The 14,001-nt window shown below is 72.4% G+C and carries 9 protein-coding genes; 2 read left to right on the top strand and 7 right to left on the bottom strand.

Features of this window, described 5'->3' with window-relative positions; translation table 11 throughout:
• Nucleotides 1-38: 38 nt before the first annotated feature.
• A complete protein-coding gene (locus tag OHT57_RS37905) occupies nucleotides 39-590 on the bottom strand; it encodes a DUF1707 and FHA domain-containing protein (protein ID WP_328751295.1) in 552 nt (183 codons plus the stop codon).
• 173 nt (nucleotides 591-763) lie between these two features.
• Between OHT57_RS37905 and treZ the strand changes: the two genes are divergently transcribed.
• The gene (gene treZ / locus OHT57_RS37900) at nucleotides 764-2,509 is read left to right on the top strand and encodes a malto-oligosyltrehalose trehalohydrolase (protein WP_328751294.1); all 1,746 of its coding nucleotides are present in this window, start codon (nucleotides 764-766) and stop codon (nucleotides 2,507-2,509) included.
• Between the two features lie 115 nt (nucleotides 2,510-2,624).
• Here treZ and OHT57_RS37895 read toward each other — a convergent pair whose 3' ends face one another.
• The 4 genes from OHT57_RS37895 to cyc2 form a co-directional block, all read right to left on the bottom strand.
• Complete coding sequence (locus OHT57_RS37895; RefSeq protein ID WP_328751292.1) at nucleotides 2,625-3,569, bottom strand: aminoglycoside phosphotransferase family protein; 945 nt, start codon at nucleotides 3,567-3,569, stop codon at nucleotides 2,625-2,627.
• Between the two features lie 45 nt (nucleotides 3,570-3,614).
• Entirely contained in the window at nucleotides 3,615-4,739 is a 1,125-nt protein-coding gene (locus OHT57_RS37890) for an aminopeptidase P family protein (protein WP_328751291.1), read from the bottom strand.
• Nucleotides 4,740-5,152: 413 nt separating this feature from the next.
• A complete protein-coding gene (locus tag OHT57_RS37885) occupies nucleotides 5,153-5,737 on the bottom strand; it encodes a PDZ domain-containing protein (protein WP_328751290.1) in 585 nt (194 codons plus the stop codon).
• A 372-nt stretch (nucleotides 5,738-6,109) separates the two neighbouring features.
• Nucleotides 6,110-8,269: a germacradienol/geosmin synthase Cyc2 gene (gene cyc2 / locus OHT57_RS37880; RefSeq protein WP_328751289.1), complete on the bottom strand. Its 2,160-nt coding sequence runs from the start codon at nucleotides 8,267-8,269 to the stop codon at nucleotides 6,110-6,112.
• Between the two features lie 451 nt (nucleotides 8,270-8,720).
• On the opposite strand from cyc2, the gene fxsT reads away from it, so the two are divergent.
• Entirely contained in the window at nucleotides 8,721-11,990 is a 3,270-nt protein-coding gene (gene fxsT / locus OHT57_RS37875) for an FxSxx-COOH system tetratricopeptide repeat protein (RefSeq protein ID WP_328751288.1), read from the top strand.
• Here the strand turns inward: fxsT and OHT57_RS37870 are convergent.
• Nucleotides 11,948-12,700, bottom strand: coding sequence for a class I SAM-dependent methyltransferase (locus OHT57_RS37870; protein WP_328751287.1), 753 nt, complete (start codon nucleotides 12,698-12,700; stop codon nucleotides 11,948-11,950). The genes fxsT and OHT57_RS37870 overlap by 43 nt on opposite strands.
• A 73-nt stretch (nucleotides 12,701-12,773) precedes the next feature.
• Nucleotides 12,774-13,925 carry a damage-control phosphatase ARMT1 family protein gene (locus OHT57_RS37865; protein ID WP_328751286.1) on the bottom strand — a complete coding sequence of 384 codons (1,152 nt, stop codon included), beginning with the start codon at nucleotides 13,923-13,925 and terminating at the stop codon, nucleotides 12,774-12,776.
• Between the last annotated feature and the right edge of the window lie 76 nt (nucleotides 13,926-14,001).

The raw sequence follows: 14,001 nt of genomic DNA, 5'->3' as shown, positions 1-14,001 counted from the left end.
GACGGCACGTAAAGCCCAGGCCAGAGGTGAGGTTGGGCTCAGTTGACGGCGAGCCGGAAGGCCATCCGGCCGAACCCGACCTGATCGCCCTCGCGGACGACGGCGGAACCGGTGACCCGCCGTCCGTTGACCGTGGTGCCGTTGGTCGAACCGAGATCCCGCAGGACCCACATGCCGCCCTGCCGGCTGAGTTCGGCGTGGACACGGGAGACCGTCTCGTGGGTCAGCCGCAGGCCGTTCGCCGGATCGCGGCCGATGCGCAGCGCGTGGCCGCTGCCGGGGTGCGGCAGCAGCAGCTTGGGCAGGCGCTCGGCCTGCCACGCCCTGCGCAGCCGTACGGTGAAGCCGGAGACGGCCTCGACGGTGCCGAACACCAGGCGGGAGACCCGGCTCTCCTGGGGCAGGTCGGCGGTGAGCGCGACGAGTTCGTCGGACCGGCGCGCGATGAGGGCCAGTTCCATACGCCGCACGAACGTGTCGTGCGAGAGGCGGCCCAGGGCGGCGCCGTCACGGAGCACCTTCAGCGCCTTGTCGCGCTCCGCGTCGGACAACCGCGCGGGGTACGTGTTGAACTCGAAGGACGACGTCACGTTGGTGATTGTCGGGCAGTGAACCCCGGGTGTCCAGAAAACGAGACTACGGCCGCCACACGCGCGTACCTGGCGACACCTGTCACAAACGGGGAAGATTCAAAGGCGCACCGATCTCGTTTGAAGCACCATGGACGGGCTACATCACGGTGAGCAGACGAAGGGGACCGTCCGTGCAGTTCGAGGTGTGGGCACCGCAGGCCGGCCGAGTGACGCTCCATTGCGAGGGCGCCGCACGCGCGTTGGAGCGCGATCCGGAGCGCGCGGGATGGTGGTGGACGGAGGCGGCGGCCGGGGACGGCACGCGCTACGGCTTCGCGCTGGACGACGGCCCCGTGCTGCCCGACCCGCGCTCGCGCCGTCAGCCGGACGGCCCGGACGGCCTCAGCGCGGTCGTCGACCACGAACGGTACGCATGGCGTACGCGTTGGGCGGGCCGCCCGCTGCCGGGCGCGGCCCTGTACGAGCTGCACGTCGGCACGTACACGCCCGAGGGCACCCTGGACGCGGCCGCCGCCCGCCTCGACCACCTCGTCGAACTCGGCGTCACGCACGTCGAGTTGATGCCGCTGTGTCCCTTCCCCGGGCGACACGGCTGGGGTTACGAGGGCGTTTCCCTGTGGGCCGTCCACGAGCCCTACGGCGGTCCCGAGGCCCTCAAGCGTTTCGTCGACCGTGCCCACGAGCTGGGTCTCGGGGTGGTCCTGGATGTGGTGCACAACCATCTGGGGCCGTCCGGCAACTACCTGCCCGCGTTCGGTCCGTACTTCACGGACACGCACCACACGCCCTGGGGTTCCGCGGTCAACCTGGACGCGCCCGGCTCGGACGAGGTGCGCACCTATCTGCTGGGCAGCGCCCTTTCCTGGCTGCGGGACTACCGGATCGACGGGCTGCGTCTGGACGCCGTGCACGCGCTGGCCGACACGCGCGCGTGCCACTTCCTGGAGGAGCTGTCGACCGCCGTCGACGCCCTCGCGACCGATCTGGGGCGGCCACTGTTCCTGGTCGCCGAGTCGGACCTGAACGACCCGCGGCTGATCACGCCCCGCGCGCAGGGCGGGCTCGGGCTGCACGCGCAGTGGAACGACGACTTCCATCACTCCCTGCACACCGCGCTCACCGGCGAGGACCAGGGCTACTACGCCGACTTCGGCCGCGCACCCCTCACCGCCCTCGCCAAGACGCTCACCGGCGGCTACTTCCACGACGGCACGTACTCCAGCTTCCGCGGCCGGGGCCACGGGCGCCCGCTGGACCGGACGCGGGTGGCGGCGCACCGGCTGCTCGGCTACTCCCAGACCCACGACCAGGTCGGCAACCGCGCCCAGGGCGACCGGCTGGCGGCGTCCCTCTCCCCCGGCCTGGTGGCCTGTGCGGCGGCGCTCACGCTGACCGCACCCTTCACGCCGATGCTGTTCATGGGCGAGGAGTGGGCGGCCGGCACCCCCTGGCAGTTCTTCACCGACCACACCGATCCCGAGCTCGCGGAGGCCGTACGCAGGGGCAGACGACGGGAGTTCGCGGAGCACGGCTGGGCCGAGGAGGATGTGCCCGACCCACAGGACCCGGCGACCCGTGACCGGTCCTGTCTCGACTGGTCCGAGCTCGAACGCGAGCCGCACGCGCGCGTCCTGGCCTGGTACCGCCGGCTTCTGGCACTGCGGCACGAACAGCCGGACCTGACCGATCCCGACCTCGCCGACACCAAGGTCGCCCACGACGAGGCCCAGCGCTGGCTCGCCTTCCGCCGCGGGGACGTCCGGGTCGCCGTGAACCTCGCGAAGTCGACGGCGGCCATCCCCCTGGGCCCCCGCGAGGCGCGCGTCCTGGCGGCCTGGGAGCCCGTGGAGGCACCGGGCGCGGACGGGGTGCTGCAGATGCCCGGGGAGTCGTGCGTGGTGCTGCTGCAGTCGTGACCCGACGGGCCGGCTCACGCGAGGGCGGACAGGGCGGCCGGTGCCTGGTGACGGGCAGGTATGCGCAGACCGCGGACGACGACCTCGCCGAAGGCCGTGTGCCATGTGGAGCCGCCTACGCCTCCGTGTCGTGCGGCTCGTCCCGCAGCTCCGTGACCCGTTCCAGCAGGATCGCCTCCCAGGCGCGGCCGAGGCGGGTCCTGAGCAGGCCCGGCGAAGCGTCCCCGCGGCCCTTCAGGCCCGCGGCGAGGTGGATCACGGTGTCGCAGCGGGCCAGCCAGAGGCCGCGCAGACAGGGGCGGGCACCGTAACCGGCGAGGGTGGCGGCGCGGACGGCGGCGGGTGAGCCGACGGCGAGGGCGAGGCCCGCGATGTCCTCGGCGGGATCGCCGACGACCGCGGCCGTCCAGTCCAGGACGCCCCGCACCCGGCCGTCGGCGCCGACCACGAGGTGTTCCCCGGTCAGGGCGTGGTGCACGAGGACCGCGCCGCCCGGTTGCGCGGCGAGCTGGACGGCGGCCGCGGAGGTGAGCTGCTGGAGGCGGGCCGGGTCGAACTCGTCGGCCGCGCGGAGGCGCTCGACGGCCCGTCCGGCCTCACGGCGCAGCGCCTCCAGTGAGCGCGGGGCGACGCGCGGGACGCCGAGCGCCTCTGCCTGCCGTACCGGCACCTCGCGCAGTCCCGTGAGCAGTCCGGCCAGGTCGGCCTCGCCGACTGCGGACACGTCGTGCTCCTCCGCCGAACCGCCGGGCAGCCTGGTGTCCAGGGTGTAGGCCAGCCCCGGCTCCCACTCGCCGTGCGCGACGCCTGCGGGCACGGCGACCGGCAGATGCGCGCGCACCAGGTCACGCAGGCGCAGCTCGCGGCGCCGGCGGACGGAGGCCGCCCGGTCGGGGGCAAGACGCAGCACATGGCGGGTACCGACCCACCACGTGGAGTGCTGTCCGCCCGCGACGACAGGCCGGATCTCGGGTCCGCCCGCGCCGGGCGTGCCGTCCTTGAGCAGGGAACGGACCAGTCGGCGGACCGTGTCCGCGGTGGGTGTCGGTGCCTGGGTCATGGTCGCGCCGTAGTCGCTCGAGGGGTGGAGGGCTCCTGGGCTCGGTCAGTCCACTATGACCATCTCGCGGGTCGTGTCGTTGAGCCTGCGGCCGCCGTCCTCGGTGACCGTGACGATGTCCTCGATGCGTACCCCGAAACGGCCCGGCAGATAAACACCGGGCTCCACGGAGAAGCACATGCCCGGGACCAGGGGCTGCTCCTCGCCCTCGATCATGTACGGCGGTTCGTGCGTGGTGACGCCGATGCCGTGCCCGGTGCGGTGGATGAAGTACTCGCCGTACCCGGCGTCGGCGATGACCGCGCGGGCGGCCCGGTCGACCTCCTGGCACGGCACTCCTGGCCGTACCGAGCGGAAACCCGCCTCCTGGGCCGCGCGCACGAGGTCGTGCACCCGGCGCTCCTCGTCGGTGGGCTCGCCGACGTGGACCGTGCGGGAGGTGTCGGAGCCGTAGCCGTCCTTGAGGCCGCCGAAGTCGAGGACGACCATGTCGCCGCGTTCGATGATCCGGTCGCCCACCTCGTGGTGCGGGTCGGCGCCGTTGGGCCCCGAGGCGACGATGGTGAAGTCGACCTGGGAGTGGCCGAAGCGGCGGAGCAGTTCCGCCAGGTCGGCGGCCACCTCGGACTCCCGGCGGCCGCCGAAGGGAACCTTCCGGATCTCCTCGAACGTCGCGTCCGCGGCAGCGCCGGCGGCGGTCAGCAGTTCCAGCTCGGCCGCGTCCTTGACGGCCCGGAGCATCGGCAGGGCGTCGGTGAGAGAGGCGTACGAGGTGCCGGGCAGGGCCTTCTGCAGGGCCAGCAGGTGCATGGCCCAGGCGTTGTCGCTGATGCCGAACCGGCCGTCGGCGTCCAGGAGGGCGGCGGTGGCGGCGTAGGGGTCCTTGCCGTCGGTCCAGTCCCGCATGGTCAGGGCGCTCGCGCCGGCGGCCTTGGCGGCGTCCGGGGCCTCCAGGGTGGGGACGACGAGGACGGGGTCCTGTCCGGGGGCGAGGACCAGCAGGGTGAGCCGTTCGGTGACCGCGGGGGGCGCGTAGCCGGTGAGCCACACCAGGTCGGGCCCCGGGGCCACCAGGAGACCTGCCAGCCCGGCCTCGTGCGCCGACCGGACCGCGCGCTCCATGCGGGCCCTGTAGTCGTCGGCGGCGAAGGGTGCTGCGGTGCCGGTCATGCGGTCCTCCTGGGGCGGACGAAGGTCTGTGGGCAGCATCCTGCCCGGACGGCGTGGGGCGCGCGAGCCGGTCGACACGACTTTCGGACGGTCCGGACGCGGCGCAGGCCGTACGCGGGTGTCCTGTGCCGGAGGTTCGTCGGAGGAGGCGGCGCGGGAGTCGAGGACCTGTTCGGCGGTCCTGATCCGGAGGGACGGCTCGGGGCAGTCGTTCCCGTCCCTGGCCCGGGCGCGGTTGCCGGCGTCGAGGGCCTGGCGGTCGCTCTCCGGGTGCTCACGGCGGAGCCCTCACCGCTGGACTGGTGAACCGTGTCCTCGGCGCTGCGGAAAAGGACTCCATGTACTTGGCCGTCGTACGCCGTTGGTACTGGTGGCAGTGGCTCTCCTGGGCGTCGGCCCTGAAGTGGGTGCGTTCACGTGACGACGCCCGGTACCGCCGTCAGTTGCTGGTACCCGCCGCTGCGGTGCCGGACCGTCAGGACGAGCTCGCGTCCGGGGCGGGCAGCGGCGACGGCTCGCGCGAGGTCGTCGGCCGTGTCGATCCGGGTCCGGCCGAGGGCGAGGAGTACGTCGCCCCGGACCAGGCCCGCCGTGTAGCCCGGGCCCGGGATGTGGACGCCGACCACCAGGGCCCCGGCCTTCTCGGCGTCGACGGCCTCAAGCCCCAGGGTCGCGGCGGCGTGCGTGGGGCGGGGTGTCTGCTTCGCGGAGGACGGAGCGGGGACCGGGTGTGCGGACGTGGCCGGGCCGCCGGGGTGCACTCCCGCCCGCTGCCGGAATTCGGCCAGTCTGCTCATGCCGATCACCGTGGCACCCACCGTCCCGAGACCCACCCCCGACAACAGCAGGACGGTTGCGGCGAACAGGCCGAGCAGCAGGGTCGTGAGCCGACGCCCACGCCGGCGCGTGGCATGCGGACGCCGGGCGGGCCCGGACTTCCGGGCGCCGTCGGACTCCTGACCGGGCATGGGCTTGGGGCGCAACGCAGTCTGTTCCATGGATCGCCTCCGGCTGGATCACCACCGGCTGGTGCCTACCCGGCGCACCGGCGCCCGACGAGCCACGAACGAGTGAGACTGCCGGCAGATCAGGAGCGGAAGCGCCGGGAACCGGCAGGTCGACGACGTCCGCCGCCACTCCGTCAGGTGAACCCGCGTACACCAGTTCGAGACCGCCGGGTCCGGACCGGTGCGCCGTACGACGTCGACTCGCGCTGCGGGATGCGCCGTACAAGACGGAGTCGTCGCCGGCGGACGAACCGCGGCCGGGCGCCGACGCGGTGCTGCCGGCTCGCGGGGCGGGCTCCGGCCGACCGCGCATGTGCACGCGGACGGCCGGAGAGGCAGGGCAGCCCCGCGGGAGGAACCGCCTCAGCCCGCCACGGGGAGTGCCGGCGGGCGGTCCGGGAGGAAGCCGTGGGTCCGGCCGGCCAGGTGTTCCGCCTTGTAGCGGTCGACCGTGCGGTGCCAGTGCAGGATGCCCGCCATCCAGTGCTGAAGGTCCTGGACGTAGCCGCGCATCACCTCGCGCGCCTCCTCCGAGAGGGCGAAGTCGTCGTACACGACGGGCAGTTCGTGGGCGGCGACGTGCTCGAACTGCTGCATGCGCTGGGTCATCAGGTCGTGGACGACACGGAGCCCGGTCGGGTAGTCGATGCCGAAGAAGTTCTGCACGACGAGGATGGCGTTGTGGATCTCGCCCTCGTACTCGATCTCCTTCTGGTACGAGAAGACGTCGTTGAGCAGGCACGCGTAGTCGACAGCGGCGTTCTCCAGGGAACGCACCGGACCGCTGCGGTAGACCTCCGGGGGGACGGAGGGGCCGTGGCCCATCCGGCACATGCTCATGGTGAGGTCGGAGCCGAAGGTGGCGCGGCGCATCTCCAGGTAGTCGACGGGGTCCGGGATCCGGTGCTGGATCTGGTTGACCAGCTCCCACACCCAGCTCTCGGTCATCATGTTCACGGAGTCCTTGAGGGTGCGCCGGTCGTCGAGGGGCATCTGCGCCGTGGTGCGTTCCCACAGGTCGATCAGGCCGCGCTCCATGGCGTTCGCAGGGACGATGACCTGTCCGCCTTCGAGGGGCATGCAGTCCGACAGGCGATGTGTGGTCAGACGGGCGGCTGCGAGGTCGCGGCGGCCGCCGTAGACGAGGGGGTAGTAGTCGTCGCCGTAGGTCCCCCAGGCGAGCCAGTCCGAGCTGAGGTCGAGGGCCTCGGCGCTCGCGTCCGGGTCGATGCCGGCGGCGCACAGCGGGAGGTCGGCTGCGGCGAGCCGGTCCTCGTCCCAGACTCCCTCCTGGAGCATGCCCATGCGGTGCGTCCACTCGATGAGGCGGGGCCGTGCGCCGGGCAGGTGCGGGCTGTGCTCCACCGCGAACGGCATGTAGAAGTCCGGCAACAGGGACGGGCCGACCTTCTGGAAGGGCACGTGCGTGTAGGCGCGCAGCCGCTCGGCTCCGGCAGCGGCGAGCAGGGCGCCGACGTCGACGGCGGAGGTGCCCGCGCCGGTCGGACCGTGCCACGGCTTGGCCGTCTGCGCGCGGGCGTTCATGTAGCGGCTGGACCGCATGTGCCACTCGTGGCCGCCGGACTGCCAGTCCTGGAGTCCTTGCGTGTACCGGGCGACGGCGGCCCCCTCGCCCGGAGACAGACCTGCTTCCAGGGCGACCGCGGGGACCTCGGTGAGGGCGGTGTGCTCGAACTGGTGGAGACGGGAGGTGAGGACGTTGTTGACGGTGTCGGCGGCCTCCTGGGTGGTGCAGCCGAAGAAGGTCTCCAGGACGAGTACGCCGTTGCTGAGCTCGCCCTCGTCCTCGACCTCGCGCTGGTAGGAGAACAGGTCGTTGCGCAGGTGCACGGCGTCGGAGAACGTCTCCATCAGGACCCGCAGCGGCCGCGATCGGGCGACGGAGGCGGGGACCTCGGCGGTCGCGTACTCCACGAGACCGGCGGACCAGGGAGCGCCACCGACCTTGCGGCGCATCTCGATGTACTCGACGGGGTTGGCGATCCGGCCCTCGTTGATGTTGGAGAGTTCCCACAGGGACTCGTTGAGCAGATGCTCGGTGGCGACGGCGAAGCGGCGGCGCCAGTCCGCGGACATCGACGGCACGGTGCGCGTCCACAGGTCGGCGAGGCCGGCCTCGACCGGGTTCTCCGGTTCGGGCATCGGCGTCGACAGGTCCATCGGCATGAAGAGGGGCAGACGGTCCAGGTAGGCCTTGCCGCCGGGGCGGTCCTGGGTGCGCTTGAAGATCTCCAGGAAGTGGTCGTCGAAGAAGAACACCCACACGTACCAGTCCGTGATGAGCGAGAGGGCGGGGCCGTCGCAGTCGGGGTGTGTGTAGGCGCAGAGCAGGCCGTAGTCGTGCGCGTCGAGGTCGGACTGCTCCCAGATCCCGGACCCCTCCAGCATGCCCATCTCGCGCGCCCACACGGTCGAGTGGGCGCGTGCCTCGTCGACGTGCGGGTTCAGCCGCGCGGGGTACGGCATGTAGAAGTGCGGGAGTTCGAAGGGCTGCTGCGTCATGAGCCGGGCCCTACCCAGGCCCCCCGAGGGGCATCCGCAGACCGGGACATGATCACACCATCGCGTGAATCAGGGGTGAATCCGGGCACGGCGAGGGGGACTTGTGACGTGGCCGGCGGCGCGGCTCCCGGCAGGACGGTTCGGCGGGTCGGCGGGTCGGCGGGTCGGCGGGACGGCGGGACGGCGGGACGGCGGGACGGCGGGACGAACTCCCCGCCCGCGTCCCGGGGCTGCACCGCGTCCATGGGCGCACCCCCTTCCCGGACCGCCGCGCACCTTCGCGCCGGCGCGCCCCCCGCTCCCGGCTTCGCTCCGGCGCGCGCCGGGACGTCTCGTGTCGGACCTCATCAACGGGATCAAGTCCCCTTCTGTCCGCGTGACATGAGAACCTGGGAACGGGAGAGGGGTTCGGACGTAACCGTCGAGGTGTGTGCCGACAGGGGGGTCCTCGATGTTCGGGGCAGAGTTGTTCACCCAGACCGCTGCCGCCGCCGCGGGCACGATGGTCGGGCTGATGACCACGGATGCCTGGCAGGTGGCCCGGCACAGGATCTCGCGGATCCTGCGGCGGGAGGACGTGGCACGGCTCGACCAGGCGCGGGCGGCGCTGGACGCGGCTCCGCCGGGCCGGCAGGAGATCATCCTGCGGGAGCAGCGGGACGAGTGGGACGCGACGCTGCGCGGTCTGCTGGCCCGTGACCCCGCGCTGTCCGGTCTGCTGACCGAGTTCGTGCAGGAGTTCTCAGGCGTGGTGGCCCGCCCCCCGGTCTTCATCCAGATCCAGCAGCAACCGGTCGCCCTGGAGGCCCGCGCCCCCGGCGCGCTGACCGTGGCTCCTCCGCTGGGGCGCCTGGACCGGCGGGTCCGGGGCCGTGGGCCACTGCTGGACACGCTCAAACAGCTGGTGGGCAAGCCGACTTCGGGTGTGCGGGTGCTGCACGGCATGGGCGGTGGCGGCAAGACGACGGTCGCCCTGGAGATCGCCGCGTACGCCGCCGCGCTGAACGTCGACGTGTGGTGGGTGACCGCGAAGAACCCGGCCGCGCTGAGCGCCGGGATGCGTGAGGTGGTGGCCGCGCTGGGCACGCCCGCGGATCTCATCGACCGTGCCTGGTCCGGGCGTTCGAGTGCGACGGATCTGCTGTGGCGGCGGCTGTGCGACACCGCGAGCCCGTGGCTGCTGGTGGTGGACAACGCCGACGAACCCGAACACCTGGCCCCGTACGGCCGGTTGTCGGAGGGAACCGGCTGGATCAGGCCGGCCGCGGAGCTGCCCGGTCTGGTGCTGATCACCAGCAGGGACAGCAGCCCGACGACGTGGGGTCCATGGGCCACCCTGCATCCCGTGGACGCGCTGGAGGAGGCCGACGCGGCCGAGGTGCTGTGGGATCTCGCCGGGGAGCGGGCCGGTTCGCGTGAGGACGCGCAGAGCCTGGCCCGGCGGCTCGGCGGACTGCCGCTGGCCCTGCGGATCGCGGGCTCGCATCTCGCGGCGGCCTCGGCCTTCCCCGCCTGGCCGGGCACGACGACCGTGCGGACGTACGCCGACTACCGCGCGGCCCTCGACGTGCGCTTCACCGAACTCCTCGACGAGCACCCGCCCGGACGGCCGGGCAGCGACTACTCGGTCCCGGTGACCGGCACGTGGGAGCTGTCGCTGGACCTCCTGGAGCGGCGGGGCATCACCCAGGCCCGGCCGCTGATGCGGTTGCTGTGCTGTCTGGGCGAGGCGCCCGTCCCGCTGGTCGGTCTGATGCGCCCCGACCGGCTGGCGGACTCGTCGCTGCTGCCCGGCGTCACGCCCCAGGAGCTGTTCACGGCGCTCACCTCGCTCGCCGACTTCGGGTTGATCGAGCTGCACACCCCGCGCGGCGGCGACGACCACACGCGCACCCTGCTGATGCACCCGCTCGTCCGGGACGCCGGCAGGCTCCAGCGGGACCTCGCCGAGCACATGCGGGAGTATGCGGCCGTCGTCGCCGACCTGGTCGTCTGCGCCACCGCCGAACTGAGCGAGGACGACCCGCGCGACTGGCCCCGCTGGCGGCTGCTGCTGCCGCACTGCGACGCCCCGCTGGCGCTGATCGGCGACCCGTACGAGGCGGACGACGCGCTTGTCTCGAAGGCGCTCAGGGCAGCGGCCGCCGGGGCCCGGCACCTGTTCCGGCGGGGCTGGCTGGACCGGGCGGAGGAGGTGCTGGAGGCGTGCGAGCCGGTCGTGCTGGCCTGCGGGCCGCGCGATCCGGACGCGCTCGAAGTACGGTCCGCCGCCGCTCATCTGCTCCAGCAGCGCGGGCGGCTGCCGGCGGCCGAGTCGCTCCTTCGTACCGTCCTCGAGGACACCCGGGCGCTGTTCGGCGACGAGGCCGGCGAGACCGCCGACGCCCGGTACGCGCTCGCGAACCTGCTCTGCGACCGGGGTCGCCCGGTCGAGGCGGAGACCGAGTACCGCGCGGTCCACGCCACACGCCGCGTGCTGCTGGGCGAGCGCGACCCCCAGACCCTCGCGGCCCGTAAGGGCGTGGCCTGGATGGCCCGTTACCGAGGGCTGCTCGCGGAGGCCGAGGAGGACTACCGTCTGGTCCTGGACGCCTACCGCGAGACTCTCGGCGCGAGCCACCCCGACACCCTGGTCACCCGCCACGAGATGGCCCAGGTGCTGCACGAGCGCGGCATGTTCCGGCAGGCGGAACAGGAACTGCGGGAAACCCACCGGGAGTGCGCCGACGTGCTGGGCGAGCGCCACCCGAACACGCTCGCCGTGCGCCATGACCTCGCGGACGTCCTGCGCGACCGCGGCCTCCTGGTCGAGGCCGAGCACGAGTTCCGTACGGTGCTCGGGCTGCGCGCCGACGCCTACGGTGAGGACCATCCGGAGACCGTGGCCGCCCGGCACGGTCTGGCCACGGTGCTGCGCGACCGGGGCTGGCCCGGCGACGCGGAGACCGAGTTCCGGGAGGTCTTCGAGGTCCGCCGCAGGCTGCTCGGCGACATGCACCCGCACACCCTGGCGGTCCGGCACAACCTGGCCGACCTGCTGATGGAGCGGGGTCAACTGGAGGCCGCCGAGGCGGAGTTCAGGGAGGTGTACGCGGCTCGCCGTGAAGTGCTGGGCGAACAGCACCTGCTCACGCTGTCCGTACGGCACGGCGCCGCCCATGTCCTGCATCTGCGGGGCCGCACCGACCGGGCCGAGACCGAGTACCGCACGGTCCTGGCGGACTGTGTCGACACCCTCGGTCCCCGCCACCCCGGCACCCTCGCGGTCCGCCACAACATCGCCGACCTGCTCAAGGACCAGGGCCGGCTGGCCGCGGCGGAACAGGAGTTCAGGGAGGTGTACGAGGCCCGCCGCACCGTGCTGGGCGAGCAGCACCTGCTCACCTTGTCCGTACGGCACGGCGCAGCCCACGTCCTTCATCTGCGCGGGCACGTCGAGCAGGCGGAGGCGGAGTACCGCACGGTGCTCGCGGACTGCGTGGAGACGCTGGGGCCACGGCACCCGGGAACCCTCGCGGTCCGGCACAACCTGGCCGATCTGCTGTGCCTGAAGGGTGAACTCGCTGCGGCCGAGGCGGAGTTCGTGGAGGTGCGGGAGGCCTGCGAGGAGGTTCTCGGGCTACGCCATCCAAGGACACTGGCCGCTCAGCGGGCCCTGGCCCATCTGCGGTCCGACGATCAGGTGCCCGGCGATCCCGACTCGGCGGCGGCCGGATCGTAGCCCGGGAAGCGGGCCGGGATCTGCCCGAGGTCCCACAGTGCGAGCGCCTTGTCGTCGTAGAAGTCGTCGGACTCGTCGTCGCCGATGACCTGGAGCGGTGCGGGCAGACCGAAGGGAGCGAGCCGGAGGTTGATCGGCCGCCACCAGCCGGTGACGATGTCCGTGTTGGCGGAGGTCCGGGAGAAGCTGGTGGTGAGCAGATAGCGCGAGCCGCTCTCCCGGAAGCGGGTCAGCGCCTCCACCACATGCTGGTAGGAGAAGTGCACGAGGGCGTCCCGGCACACGATGAGGTCGACGCGCGGCACGGGCTGGGCGGTGAAGTCGAGCAGCTGGAACTCCCGTCCCGGGCCGGGGTGGTGGGCGCGGTTGGCCTCGACGAGTTCCGCGACGACGTCGCCGCCGAGGTAGGAGGCGCCGTGCAGTTCGACGTACCGCATCCAGTTGAAGTCGCCGCAGGGCGCGTCCAGTACCGACCGGATTCCCAAGTCCTCGATGAGGGCACCGAGTTGGGCGATGACGCGCTTCATGCGCTGAAGCTCGGAGCCCGGTCCTGAGCGGGTCTCGTCGGAGCCCCAGCGGTTGGTGCGGTAGATGTCCGTGAACACGTCGTGCAGGTCGGTCTCGTCACGGGCGTCCGTGACGTCGACATAGCTCCGAGCGTCGACGTCGTAGACGGGCTCCCCAGGATTCCTCAGGTATCGCGGGGTCAATGACGTCCTCTTTCGCTGCCCGTCGGCGGGACGTATGGCAGCCCACCGGTACAAGTCGGCAGCATAACCCTCCTCAGGGCCGGACCTGGATGAGCGCATGGGTCCCGCTCGTCCGCCAGCGCTGCTCCTCCGCGGCGACGAGAGCCGCCTCCGTACGGCTGTCGAGCCCGGTGATCACATCGGACTTCAGCGTGCGCAGGGCGGCGACCGGTCCCGGGAAGTACGCGGTCACCTCGGCGAAGGACGTGGTCGGCGCCCAGCGCCGGTCCCCCACCAGACGGCGGTAGTTGAGGTCCCCCTTCAGTACGGTCAGTGCGGCCCCGCCGATCTCCGTACGAAGGTCGCCGGGCATGTCCGCGTACGGCAGCGGAGCGCAGGAGAAGTCGTGCGCACGGACGGCGAGCCGCCCGTCGGCCATGGCCTCCCACAGCAGGCGCCCGTACGCCGAGGCCTGCCCCGGTGCCCGCACGAGCCGGCGCACGGCGTCGACCACGTCGGCGGTGGTCGCGTCGGAGACGTAGTAGGGGTGGGGCTTCACGTGCAGAACGGCCCGCTCGACGCGGCCGTCTCGAAGGAGGTGGGCAAGGAGCAGCAGGTCGGGGATCAGCTCCCGGCCGGCGTTGTCGGCGATCAGGCAGAGCGTGCCGGCGCCGTCGAGCAGTGACCGCAGCCGGTCGCTGTCGTCGGCGACCAGGTCCGGTACGGCGGCCCGTTCCTCGGCCTGCCCGTCGGAGAGCCGGAACCCGAGGTCGGCCCGGTTTCCCCACAACGACCCGTGCAGCAGGGCCGCTTCCCGCTCCTCGGCCGGCCGGGAGGCAAGCGTGTCCAGCGCCTCCAGCTCCCGGTCCGTCTCCGGGGATTCGAGCTCGGCGAGCTTGGAAGGCCTGAACGGGTCGATCCCGCGCCAGGGGCCGTCCCCGAAGTACCCGACGGCGTCGAGGAGACGCCGGTAGAAGTAGCTCTCGGACCACAGCCACGGCACGTCGAACCAGGACCGGCCGACGTAGGCGTCGATGCCCCACTCGCCCCACGCCCCGCCCGGAAGCGGTTCGATGACACCCTTGGTGCAGTTGTCGAGCAGTGCGTCGAGGCCGCGGTGCTGCTCGGGCCCGTAGGGGAACGCCGCCCTGACCTGACCGATGATCGCGGGATGCCGCTCGGCAAGCACGCTGTACGGAAAGGCCCCGGGTTCGTTGCCGAGGATGACGTCCGCGCTGAAAGACATGCGGCGACTGTAGTCACCCGGGGGTGCGGGGAACCGCGCGACCAGGCACCGACGGCCCGGGGTCACCCGCCGACCC

The organism is Streptomyces sp. NBC_00285 (assembly GCF_036174265.1).
GTDB lineage: Bacteria > Actinomycetota > Actinomycetes > Streptomycetales > Streptomycetaceae > Streptomyces.
Note: the sequence above shows the minus strand (reverse complement) of the source record. Positions and strands in the feature narration are given on the sequence as shown.

Coding starts and splice junctions, on each gene's coding strand:
- fxsT (WP_328751288.1), top strand. CDS start 8,721: ATGTTCGGGGCAGAGTTGTTCACCCAGACCGCTGCCGCCGCCGCGGGC.
- cyc2 (WP_328751289.1), bottom strand. CDS start 8,269: ATGACGCAGCAGCCCTTCGAACTCCCGCACTTCTACATGCCGTACCCC.
- OHT57_RS37885 (WP_328751290.1), bottom strand. CDS start 5,737: ATGGAACAGACTGCGTTGCGCCCCAAGCCCATGCCCGGTCAGGAGTCC.
- OHT57_RS37890 (WP_328751291.1), bottom strand. CDS start 4,739: ATGACCGGCACCGCAGCACCCTTCGCCGCCGACGACTACAGGGCCCGC.
- OHT57_RS37895 (WP_328751292.1), bottom strand. CDS start 3,569: ATGACCCAGGCACCGACACCCACCGCGGACACGGTCCGCCGACTGGTC.
- OHT57_RS37865 (WP_328751286.1), bottom strand. CDS start 13,925: ATGTCTTTCAGCGCGGACGTCATCCTCGGCAACGAACCCGGGGCCTTT.